The sequence below is a fragment of the Streptomyces sp. NPDC051104 genome, from assembly GCF_040682835.1.
Taxonomy (GTDB): Bacteria; Actinomycetota; Actinomycetes; order Streptomycetales; family Streptomycetaceae; genus Streptomyces; species Streptomyces cynarae.
Window position 1 is genome coordinate 141,127 of sequence record NZ_JBFBBS010000001.1, and the last position, 6,956, is coordinate 148,082.

Genomic DNA, 6,956 nt, shown 5'->3' on the forward strand with positions numbered 1-6,956 from the left:
AGCACACGCTCACATGAGGTAGACGCCGCGTCAACAAGTGGAACGCAAGGGATTGACGTCCTTGCTGACAAGCAGTCTCATAAGACCGTGACCGCGGGTAACAGACGGCCTGTACGACGAGGTGGTGGGCACAGCGATGACGACCGTGACCGAAGCAGACGTGCTGCGCGACGCGCTGGGACTGCTCAAGGACCGGGAGCAGGTGGCGGAGCGGCTCCTCGTCTCCTCCGCCAAACACTCCTTCGACCCGGACGATGAACTGGACTGGGACGCGCCCTACGAGGAAGGAAAGTGGTTCTGGCCCCCGGAGCTGGTGTCGCTGTACGACACACCGCTGTGGCGGCGGATGAGCGAGGAGCAGCGGATCCTGCTCTCCCAGCACGAGGCCGCGGCGCTCGCCTCGCTCGGCATCTGGTTCGAGATCATCCTGATGCAACTGCTGGTCCGGCACATCTACGACAAGGCGGCGACGAGCGCGCACGTGCGGTACGCGCTGACCGAGATCGAGGACGAGTGCCGGCACTCGAAGATGTTCGCCCGGCTGATCGGGCACGGCGACACGCCCTGGTACCCGGTGAGCCGGGTGCACCAGAACCTGGGCCGCGTCTTCAAGACGGTCTCGACCACACCGGGCTCCTTCACGGCCACGCTGCTGGGCGAGGAGGTCCTGGACTGGATGCAGCGGCTGACGTTCCCCGACGAGCGGGTGCAGCCGCTGATCCGCGGGGTCACCCGTATCCACGTGGTCGAGGAGGCCCGTCACGTCCGCTACGCCCGTGAGGAACTGCGCCGCCAGATGCTGACCGCTCCGCGATGGTCGCAGGAGTTCACCCGCATCACGTCCGGCGAGTTCGCACGGGTGTTCTCGGTGGCCTTCGTGAACCCGGAGGTCTACACGAACGTGGGCCTGGACAAGCGGGAGGCGATGGCCCAGGTGAAGGCGAGCGGCCACCGCAGGGAGATCATGCAGACGGGAGCGAAGAGGCTGACGGACTTCCTGGACGACATCGGGGTGCTCAGGGGTGTGGGCCGACGGTTGTGGAGGTCGTCGGGGTTGCTGGCGTAGCCCGGTGTTGCCGTGCGCTGGGGGTGTGCCCGGCGCCGGGGCCGGACGGGGGTGGGGCGCGCAACTCGGCGCTACGAGGTGCCTCCCCCCAAGCTCTTCGAGCAGGGGGGACCCCCAGCGCCCACCCATGCCGCCCCTGGGGGTCCCCCCAGGCCGTTGAGGCACCGGGGGAGGCACGACTGCCCGCAGCTGCGGCAGCTCCGGTTACGCTGCGAACATGACCTCCGAGGCCACCACGCGCGCGTACCGAAGGCTCAGCGTGGAAGAACGCCGCAGGCAACTCCTCGACGCCGCGCTCACCCTCTTCGCGCACCGCGCCCCCGAGGAGGTCTCCCTCGACGACGTGGCCGAGGCGGCCGGCGTCTCCCGCCCCCTCGTCTACCGCTACTTCCCCGGCGGCAAGCAGCAGCTCTACGAGGCCGCCCTCCGCTCCGCCGCCGACGACCTCCGGCAGTGCTTCGCCGAACCCCCCGAGGGCCCGCTCAGCCACCGCCTGGGCCGCGCCCTCGACCGCTACCTCGCCTTCGTCGCCCGGCACGACGCCGGTTTCAGCGCCCTGCTCCAGGGCGGCAGCGTGGCCGAGACGTCCCGCACCACCGCCATCGTCGACGGCGTACGCCGGGCCGCGGCCGAGCACATCCTCAGCCACCTCGGCGTCGAGGACCCCGGCCCCGTGCTGCGGATGACCGTACGGATGTGGATCACCTCCGTCGAGGCCGCCTCCCTCATCTGGCTCGACCAGGACAAGCAGCCCCCGGTCGAGGAGTTGCGGGACTGGCTGGTGGAGCAGTTCGTGGCCTGCCTGGTGGCCACCGCGGGACGTGATGCGCAGACCGCCGCCGTGGTCCGCTCCGCGCTGGCCCTGGAGAGCGCCGAGGGCCCGGTCGGCGCCCTGGCCCGGCGCGTCCTGCCCGTGCTCGGCGACGCCGGTCACCTGCTGTGACACTGGTGCCGTGAAGAGCCAAGACACCGCGTTCGTCGGCGGCCCGCTGGACGGGCGCGTCCTGCCCGTCCTGCTCGGCCTCACCGGCCACCCCCCGAAGACGTACCGCGTGCCGGTCCCGGACGCGGCCGGCGGTCCGCCCACCGTCCTCGTCTACCGTCGCGTCCAGGCGGGGCCGAGCGGCAGGTTCGGTCTCCACCCGGGCTGGAAGTACGAGTACGACCCGGAGGGGGACACCGGCGGCCGCCCGCGGTGGCCGTGGTCGAAGCCGCGCCGGACGCCAGGCGCCACGCCGGGAAACGGCCCGGACACCGCCCACGAGTGACCTCGCTGCGCCGAACCGACCACTCGGCGCGCGCACGGGCCGCGCCCGTCTCATCCTGCCGGTGCGAGGTGGAGGGACCACCCGGCATCCGGAGGTGATGACATGTCAGAAAGGTGGCTGCACCTGGCGGGTACGGCGGCGGTAGCCACGTGGGCCCTGCTCGCCGCCGCGCCGGCGATCGCCGTCCCGGACCCCGTCCCCACCACCACGGCCCAACCGGACGCCCCCAGCGCCACGACCCAGCCGGACGCCGGCCCCAGCGACACGGCCCAACCGGACCCCGCCCCCGGCAACACGGCCCAACCGGACCCCGCCCCCGGCAACACGGCCCAACCGGACCCCGCCCCCGGCAACACGGCCCAACCGGACCCCGCCCCCACCCCCTCGGTCCAGCCGAGCACCCCATCAGTCGCCCAGCTCCTGACCGACCTTCAGCAGCTCTACCGCGCGGTGGAGCAGGCCACCCAGACCTACGACACCACCACAGAGAAGCTGAAGCAGCGCCAGGCGGAGGTGGCCCGGCTCGACGGGCAGCTCGCCAGGGCCCGGCTCGACCTGCAGAGCAGCCGCCTCGCGGCCGGCCGGCTGGCCCGGCAGCAGTACCAGAGCAGCGCGTCCCTCTCCCCGTACGTACGCGTGCTGTTCGCCCGCGATCCGCAGCACGCGCTCGACGAGGGCCATCTGATCGGCCAGTTGACGCGGGAGCGGGCCGCGACCGTGAACCAGCTGACCGACGCCGAGAGGAGCGCCGACGCCCTGGCCCGCGCGGCCCGCAAGGCGCTGGACGACCAGCTCACCCTCACCGACCAGCAGAAGAAGGCGCGGGACGACGTCGAACAGCGGCTGAAGGACATCGAGAAGCGGCTCGCCTCCCTCACCCCCGAACAGCTGGCCGCCCTGGCCCGGGTCGAGCAGGAGACGGCCGCGGCGGTCCAGCAGACGGCCCCGGCCTCCGGTGCGCCCGACGCGGAGCGGACGCCGACGGCCGAGGGCCCGACGGCGTCCGGCACCGTGCGCCCGGGGGCGTCAGGTCAGGCGCCCGCCACTGACGCCAGGTAGGCCTCGGCCTTCTCCGGCTCGTAGAAGAAGTTCTCGAAGTCCGAAGGGTCGTTGAACCCGTTGGCGATCCGGTGCGCCACCGGCGGCATGGCCCCCGCCGCCCCGATCAGGTTCAGCACGTGCTCCGGCGGCACACCCAGCATCGCGTTCGTCCACTTGGTCACGTGGCGCGCCGTCTCCCAGTAGCGGTCGAACGTCTGCTGCATCCACGCCTCGTCGAATTCCTTGTCCCCGTGTTCGAGGATCGAGGCCAGATACGCGGCCGCGCACTTGGACGCCGAGTTGGAGCCCTGCCCGGTGATCGGGTCGTTCGCCACGACCACGTCGGCGACGCCGAGCACCAGGCCGCCACCGGGCAGCCGCCCGATCGGCTTGCGCACGGTGGGCGCGTACCGCCCGGCCAGCGTGCCGCCGGCGTCGGTCAGCTCCACCTTCGTGGCCCGCGCGTACTCCCAGGGAGTGAACTTCTCCATGAGTTCCAAGGTCAGGGAGAGGTGCTCGCCGGGGTCCTTGACGCCCTTGAAGACGTCGAGCGGGCCGCCGGGTATGCCCTCCCAGAACAGGATGTCCGCGCGGCCGGAGGTGGTGAGCGTCGGCATGACGAACAGCTCGCCGACGCCCGGGACCAGGTTGCAGCGGACCGCGTCGAAGTCCGGGTGCTCGGGGCGCGGCCCGAGGCCGTGGACGTACGACACGGCGAGCGCGCGCTGCGGCTCGCTGTACGGGGACCGCTCCGGGTCCCGGGCGAACATCGACACCAGCTCGCCCTTGCCTGCCGACACCAGCACCAGGTCGTACGTGCGGGAGAAGTAGTCGAGGTCGGAGACGGCCGCGCCGTGGATGACGAGCTGGCCGCCGCGCTGCGCGAACGTCTCCATCCAGCCGGCCATCTTCAGCCGCTGATCGACCGACTGCGCGTACCCGTCGAGCTTCGCCACCCAGTCGATCGCGCGCTGCGACGGGCCCGGGTCGAACGAGCCGGGAGCGGCGACGGACACGCCGAGTCCTTCGATCTTCGGGGCCTGGGACTCCCAGAAGTCCAGCTTCAGGTCGCGCTCGTGCTGCAGCGCCGTGTCGAACATGCACTGCGTCGACATGACCCGGCCGGTACGGATCTCGTCCGCGGTCCGGTTGGACATCAGGGTGACCTCGTACCCGTGCGACTGGAGGCCGAGGGCGAGCTGGAGTCCGGATTGGCCGGCTCCGACGACGAGTATCTTCCGCATGCGGGTGGTGCTCCCTATCTTTTGGCTCGTTCGCCTCCGGGGCGCTGAAGGCCGGTGTCGAGGGCCCGATCGTGCTCAGACCTTCGGGCCTCCGCGCTCCCCAAGCTCTCGACTTCGCGCGAGCAGGGGGACCCCCATGGTCCCTCGACACCGGCGCGCCCCTTCGGCTCGCTTACTGCCGGGGGACTACTCCGGGGTGACGTCCAGCGCGTGGCCCACCAGGGCCAAGAGGGTCTCGATCACCGAGATCCGGCGGCGCGCGTCCATGATCATGACAGGTATGTGTGCGGGAATGGTGAGGGCCTCGCGCACATCCTCGGGTTCGAACCGCTCGCTGCCGTCGAAGTGGTTGACGGCGACCATGTACGGCAGGCCGCTGCTCTCGAAGTAGTCGAGCGCCGGGAAGCAGTCCGCGAGCCGGCGGGTGTCGGCCATGACGACCGCCCCGATCGCGCCCCGCACCAGGTCGTCCCACATGAACCAGAACCGCTGCTGGCCCGGCGTGCCGAAGAGGTACAGCACCAGGTCGTCGTCGAGCGTGATGCGGCCGAAGTCCATGGCCACGGTGGTGGTGAGCTTGTCCGGGGTGCCGGTGAGGTCGTCGGTCTCCTCACTGGCCTCGGTCATCAGCGCCTCGGTCTGCAGGGGCGTGATCTCCGAGACGGCGCTCACCAGGGTGGTCTTGCCGACGCCGAAGCCGCCCGCCACCACGATCTTCGTGGCTATCGGGGCACGCGTACGGTCCGTCTGCCAGGCCTTCAGTTCCTCGTCGGGCACGACGAGTCGGTCGACGCCCGGGGCGGCGTCAGAGACGACGGAGTCCACTCAGCACCCTTTCCAGCAGAGCGCGGTCCGGCTGTCCCGTGCCGTGACCGGTTCCGTACACACGGATCTTTCCCTGGTCCGCGAGGTCGCTCAGGAGCACGCGGACCACCCCGAGCGGCATCTTCAGCAGTGCCGCGATCTCCGCCACCGTGCGCATACGGCGGCACAGTTCGACGATGGCCCGCATCTCCGGCATCACGCGGGTGGACAGTGAACCATTCGTCAGTTCCCGCCGCTCCTCGGGGGCGTCCAGGGCGGCGACGAAGGTCTCGACGAGCAGGACGTGGCCGAAGCGGGTGCGGCCCCCGGTCAGGGAGTAGGGGCGTACGCGGGCGGGTTTGCGCTCGCCGCCGCGGACGGGAAGGTTCTTCTGTGTGCCGCTCATCGGGCGCTCCCTGCCGACTCGGCCTCGAGGGACCTGCGCAGCTCGCTGCGGAGTTCGGGGGTCAGGACGTGTCCGGCGCGGCCGACGAAGAGCGCCATGTGGTACGCCACCACGCTCATGTCGCAGTCCGCGGAGCCGTGCACGCCGAGCAGCGAGCCGTCGCTGATGGACATGACGAACAGACTGCCCTCGTCCATCGCGACCATCGTGTGCTTGACCCGGCCGGCGTCCATCAGCTTGGCGGCGCCGATCGTGAGGCTGCCGATGCCGGAGACGATGGTGGCGAGGTCGGCGGCGGACCCCTTGGGGCCGCTGGGCCTTCCGTCGCGGCCCGCGCGGGCTTCCGCAACGCGGCCGGGGTCGGACGAGAGCAGGAGCAGGCCGTCGGAGGAGACCACCGCGACCGACAGGATGCCGGGCACCTCCTCCACCAGGTTGGTCAGCAGCCAGTGCAGGTTGCGGGCTTCACTGCTCAGTCCGAAGGTACTGGACGCGGTCAACTGCTTGCCTCCTCGACTGTGCCCCCCGATGATTCAACGTCCTGTGCGGTGCCGGGTGTCGCGTGCTGAGGTGGGGCCGTGGGCCGGTGCCCGGGCGCCTTGGTCTCCCCCGTCTGCTCGGCGATCTCCGCCTCGACGTGGCGGAAGCCCTCCTTGGCTCCCTGGTGGAACCCGCCGAGCCTGCGGCGCAGCGCCTCGGCGTCCACACCGCCGGCGCGCGGCCGCGGGGCCGGAGCGGGCGCGGAGATCTTGGGGGTGCGCTTGGGGAGCCCCTTGGCGGTGAGCCGGGGGGGCTCGGGCTCCTCAGGCGCTTCGGGCTCCTGGGATGCCTCCGGCGCGGGCGGCTCGGGAGCGGTGGTGCCGGGCGCCTGCGCGGCGGGCCGCGGCTCACCCTCGTCCACGGTGCGTTCGTGGCTCTCCGGGCCGATGGCATAGGGGTCGGCGGCCGCCTGCGCGGGGATGTCGGCGGCCGGGGCGGGCTCCTCCGCCCAGGGCGACGGCTCCACGCGGGGCGACGGAAGGAACAGCTCCATCGTGGTCTCGGGTCCGAACTCGGGCTCGGCGGCGGGCTCCGGGGCGGCGGGCTCGCGTACGGGTTCGGCACGTGGCGCGGCCCAGTCGTCCCCT

Annotated in this window: 8 protein-coding genes and 1 pseudogene; 4 read left to right on the forward strand and 5 right to left on the reverse strand. The window is 71.6% G+C overall.

Features of this window, described 5'->3' with window-relative positions:
* Positions 1-136 precede the first annotated feature (136 nt).
* The 4 genes from AB0N14_RS00725 (at position 137) to AB0N14_RS00740 (ending at position 3,393) form a co-directional block, all read left to right on the forward strand.
* Entirely contained in the window at positions 137-1,066 is a 930-nt protein-coding gene (locus tag AB0N14_RS00725; protein WP_366023580.1) for a diiron oxygenase, read from the forward strand.
* Between the two features lie 217 nt (positions 1,067-1,283).
* Entirely contained in the window at positions 1,284-2,009 is a 726-nt protein-coding gene (locus AB0N14_RS00730) for a helix-turn-helix domain-containing protein (RefSeq protein ID WP_366023581.1), read from the forward strand.
* Positions 2,010-2,019: 10 nt separating this feature from the next.
* Positions 2,020-2,334 carry a hypothetical protein gene (locus tag AB0N14_RS00735; RefSeq protein WP_366023582.1) on the forward strand — a complete coding sequence of 105 codons (315 nt, stop codon included), beginning with the start codon at positions 2,020-2,022 and terminating at the stop codon, positions 2,332-2,334.
* 102 nt (positions 2,335-2,436) lie between these two features.
* Positions 2,437-3,393 (forward strand): hypothetical protein, encoded by a 957-nt coding sequence (locus tag AB0N14_RS00740; RefSeq protein WP_366023583.1) that lies wholly within the window; start codon positions 2,437-2,439, stop codon positions 3,391-3,393.
* On the opposite strand, the gene AB0N14_RS00745 is transcribed toward AB0N14_RS00740, so the two are convergent.
* The 5 genes and pseudogenes from AB0N14_RS00745 to AB0N14_RS00765 all read right to left on the reverse strand — a co-directional run.
* Positions 3,366-4,619, reverse strand: coding sequence for a styrene monooxygenase/indole monooxygenase family protein (locus tag AB0N14_RS00745; RefSeq protein WP_366023584.1), 1,254 nt, complete (start codon positions 4,617-4,619; stop codon positions 3,366-3,368). The genes AB0N14_RS00740 and AB0N14_RS00745 overlap by 28 nt on opposite strands.
* A gap of 186 nt (positions 4,620-4,805) precedes the next feature.
* A complete protein-coding gene (locus AB0N14_RS00750; protein ID WP_366023585.1) occupies positions 4,806-5,444 on the reverse strand; it encodes an ATP/GTP-binding protein in 639 nt (212 codons plus the stop codon).
* Positions 5,425-5,829 (reverse strand): DUF742 domain-containing protein, encoded by a 405-nt coding sequence (locus tag AB0N14_RS00755; RefSeq protein WP_366023586.1) that lies wholly within the window; start codon positions 5,827-5,829, stop codon positions 5,425-5,427. The genes AB0N14_RS00750 and AB0N14_RS00755 overlap by 20 nt, the downstream gene beginning before the upstream one ends.
* Positions 5,826-6,329, reverse strand: coding sequence for a roadblock/LC7 domain-containing protein (locus AB0N14_RS00760; RefSeq protein WP_366023587.1), 504 nt, complete (start codon positions 6,327-6,329; stop codon positions 5,826-5,828). The genes AB0N14_RS00755 and AB0N14_RS00760 overlap by 4 nt, the downstream gene beginning before the upstream one ends.
* Positions 6,326-6,956 (reverse strand): annotated as a pseudogene (locus AB0N14_RS00765) (histidine kinase); the annotation flags it as partial. The gene AB0N14_RS00760 and the pseudogene AB0N14_RS00765, both read right to left, overlap by 4 nt.